The sequence below is a fragment of the Iamia sp. genome, from assembly GCF_035575815.1.
Taxonomy (GTDB): domain Bacteria; phylum Actinomycetota; class Acidimicrobiia; order Acidimicrobiales; family Iamiaceae; genus Iamia.
Window position 1 is genome coordinate 1 of record NZ_DATLXO010000153.1, and the last position, 2,953, is coordinate 2,953.

4 protein-coding genes are annotated in these 2,953 nt (G+C 72.8%); 2 read left to right on the forward strand and 2 right to left on the reverse strand.

The genetic code is table 11. The annotated features are described in order from the left end of the window. On the reverse strand, nt 1-226 hold a 226-nt coding region (locus tag VNL12_RS16025; protein ID WP_325595947.1), incomplete at its 3' end, for a hypothetical protein. 186 nt (nt 227-412) lie between these two features. Continuing rightward, nucleotides 413-1,228 (reverse strand): PP2C family protein-serine/threonine phosphatase, encoded by an 816-nt coding sequence (locus VNL12_RS16030; RefSeq protein WP_325595948.1) that lies wholly within the window; start codon nt 1,226-1,228, stop codon nt 413-415. Nucleotides 1,229-1,401: 173 nt separating this feature from the next. Between VNL12_RS16030 and VNL12_RS16035 the strand changes: the two genes are divergently transcribed. Beyond that, the gene (locus VNL12_RS16035) at nt 1,402-2,652 is read left to right on the forward strand and encodes a Glu/Leu/Phe/Val family dehydrogenase (protein ID WP_325595949.1); all 1,251 of its coding nucleotides are present in this window, start codon (nt 1,402-1,404) and stop codon (nt 2,650-2,652) included. A 112-nt stretch (nt 2,653-2,764) separates the two neighbouring features. Further along, a partial coding sequence (locus tag VNL12_RS16040) for a nucleotidyltransferase domain-containing protein (protein ID WP_414654912.1) occupies nt 2,765-2,953 on the forward strand: 189 nt, incomplete at its 3' end.

Consider the following 2,953-nt stretch of genomic DNA (forward strand, 5'->3'; position numbering starts at 1 on the left):
GCTCATAGACGTGGAGCAGTCCGGGGCGGGCGCTGACGTTCAGCGTGCTCCAGCGGGTGCCGTCCCAGCGGACCTCGGCGTGGGCGGTCGAGACCGTCCAGCGGCCCCCGATGCGCTGGTGGCCGACCCGCACCTCGTTGGTACGACCGCGGCCGATGCGCACGACCTCCTCGCGGCCGAACTCGGCGGTGCGGGGGCCGGGGTCGATCCGGATGCGCAGCGTCACCGGCAGTGGGTTCCGATCTGGTCGCCCCGGCGCGTCATCGGCTGAGCGCCGGTTGCCGAAAGGTCACCTCGCCACCGCCGCGGCGGCCGATCGACCTCTCGTCGACGGGGTGGTGAGCAGGCGGACCAACGCCTCCGGGCCGCGGCCGACGGTCTCCGGCTCGTCTCAGGCGCGGGCACCAGCGGATCATGCCCGGTGCCGCAGCACCACGACGGTGACGTTGTCGGTGGTGCCGCGGTCCAGCGCCATGCGGACCAGCCGTTCGGCGCCGTCGGTGGCGCTGTTCGCCGGAGACAGCCCCTCATCGATGGCGGCGGCATCGAGCACGTCGGAGAGGCCGTCGGAGGCCAGGACCAAGGCGTCGCCGGGGGCGAGGGTGACACTGATCGTGTCGGGCTTGGCGTGGTCGTCGACGCCGATGGCGCGGGTGAGGAGGCGCCGACCCGGGTGCCCGGCTGCGTCGGCGGTGGAGAGGGAACCGGCCCGGGCCAGGTCGCCGGCCAGGTTGTGGTCGCAGGTGATCGGTCGACTCTCCGTCGCAGTCACGAGCCACGCCGGGGAGTCCCCGACGTGGATCACCGTCCACACGCTGGCATCGGGCTCGACCGCGATGGCGGACGCGACGGTGAGGGTGGAGGCCATGTGGCTGACGGTCGGGTCGTCGTCTTGTCCGGCGCGCACGGCCCGGGTGGCGGCCTCGACGGCGGTGTCAAGGTCGGCGCCGGAGACCGGTCGGTCGGGAGCGGCCAGGCTGGAGGTCACGGCGTCGAGGGCCAGCTGGGCGGCGCGAGCCCCGCCGGCGTGGCCGCCGACCCCGTCGCACACCACGCCCCAGCACGGTCCGACCGCCCACCGGTCCTGGTTCTCGGGGCGGACGCCGGTCGCGCTGGCCCCGCCCCGGTCGAGGTAGGCGCCCCGCTCGATGGCGACCGCCTCACCCCTCCCGACGGACGGTGTCGGCGGGTGGGTGCGTCCTGGGAAACGACGACGGAAGCGGTCCATGGCTCATGGATACCGGTGGTCCGGGCCCGGCGGTAGGGCCACTTGTGGCCCCTCGACCTCCTCGGGTGTGCGTTGCCGGGCCCGGGGCAGGGTGTCTGGAGCTACCCGTGTCTCCCCCACGGCACCCACCCGCCACCGAGCGCCGGCCCCGGCCGGTGAGGAGATCGCCATCCATGGTCCGTGAAGGTCTCAGCGCGTTCGAAGCGGTCAACCACTACTTCTCCGACGCCGCGAGGATCATCGACCTCGATGACGAGATGTGCGCCGTGCTCACCACCAACTACCGGGAGATCTCGGTGCAGGTGCCGGTCCGGCTCGACGACGGGGGCCTGAAGGTGGTCCACGGCTACCGGGTGCAGCACAACGGCGCCCGGGGCCCCTACAAGGGTGGGGTCCGGTACCACCCTGATGCCGACCTCGAAGAGGTGCGGGCGCTCGCCTCGCTGATGACGTGGAAGACCGCCCTGCTCGACCTGCCCTTCGGCGGGGCCAAGGGCGGCATCGCCGTCGACCCGGCGGCCATGAGCGCGGATGAGCGCGAGCGCATGACCCGGCGCTTCGTGAACGGCATCTCCCACGTCATCGGCCCCTATCGCGACATCCCCGCACCCGATGTGAACACCAACGCCCAGACCATGGCGTGGATGATGGACGCCTTCAGCGCCGCCCACGGGTGGACCCCGGCCATCGTCACCGGCAAGCCCGTGAACCTCGGCGGAGCCCCTGGCCGCGAAGCGGCCACCGGCCGCGGCGTCATCGACGTGCTCGAGGCCCATTGCCGACACAGTGACAGTGACCTCGCCGGGCTGCGGATCGCCATCCAGGGCTTCGGCAACGTCGGCTCCTTCGCCGCGACCGAGGCGGCCCGACGCGGCGCCACGGTGGTGGCCGTCTCGGACCAGTGGGGCGGCATCCGTCGCGACGACGGCCTGGACGTGGAGGCCCTCGGCACCACGGTGGCCGCCGGTGGCCGGGTCGGCGACCACACCGGCGCCCACGACGTCATCACCAACGACGAGCTGCTCACCGGACCCTGCGACGTGCTGATCCCCGCCGCCCTCGATGAGCAGCTCCACGGCGGCAACGCCGCCGATGTGGCGGCCTCGTTGGTGGTGGAGGCGGCCAACTACCCGACGACGCCCATGGGCGACGAGATCCTCGGCGACAGGGGGATCGTGGTGGTGCCCGACGTGCTGGCCAACGCGGGTGGCGTGGTCGGTTCGTACTTCGAGTGGACCATGAACATCCAGCAGTTCCGTTGGAAGGTCGACCGCTTCAACACCGAGCTGGCCGATCGCCTCGGCCTTGCCTACGCAGCCACCTCCGCGTTCGCGGAGGACCACGATTGCACGCTGCGTCAGGCCGCGTTCGCCCTCGGCATCGACCGGGTCGCCACCGCGTCGCGCCTGCGCGGCTACGTCTGACCGGCGGTCGGGCCGGCCATCGACGCTCGCGGTTGCCGACGTGGCTCCCGGTCGGACAGGGTGCCGGCGTGGATCCCCAGGCGTCACCGCTCCGGTCGGCGGGAGCGCGACGGTGACGACCGCCGCCGCCGAACACGGACCGTGGCAGCCACTCACGCCCACCGAGCTGGGTCGGCTCCTCGACGGGGTGGCCACGACCTGGTGGCTCATGGGTGGGCTCGCGCTCGACCGCTTCGTCGGGCGGGTGACGCGCCCGCACGACGACGTCGACATCGAGATCCCCCGTGCCGGGCTGGGCGCG